This window comes from Shewanella sp. ECSMB14102, from assembly GCF_000813075.1.
In the GTDB taxonomy this organism is placed as follows: domain Bacteria; phylum Pseudomonadota; class Gammaproteobacteria; order Enterobacterales; family Shewanellaceae; genus Shewanella; species Shewanella indica.
Genome location: NZ_JWGX01000121.1, coordinates 1 through 243 on the forward strand (window position 1 = coordinate 1; position 243 = coordinate 243).

A 243-nucleotide genomic window follows, 5' to 3' on the forward strand; every position below is an offset into this window, starting at 1 on the left:
CCATTGCGGCCGGTCAAACCGAAGGCACTGTCACCGTTGATGCACCGACTGATGATGTATTTGTTGACGCAGAAACACTGACCGTAAGTATAGATAATGCTCAAGGTGGTAATTTTGAAAACCTGGATACAAGTGACACAGCTTCCACACTGGTAAATGACACTACCGACACAGTTTTTGCCCAGATCAGCGTAGACAAATCTAGTGTCACTGAAGGTGGTGAAATCACTTATACAGTGACTT

At 44.9% G+C, this 243-nt stretch carries 1 protein-coding gene; it reads left to right on the top strand.

Annotated elements, in window-relative coordinates; genetic code table 11:
• Window positions 1–243, top strand: a 243-nt coding sequence (locus RC73_RS20860; RefSeq protein ID WP_039036204.1) for an immunoglobulin-like domain-containing protein, incomplete at both ends; no start/stop codon positions are given.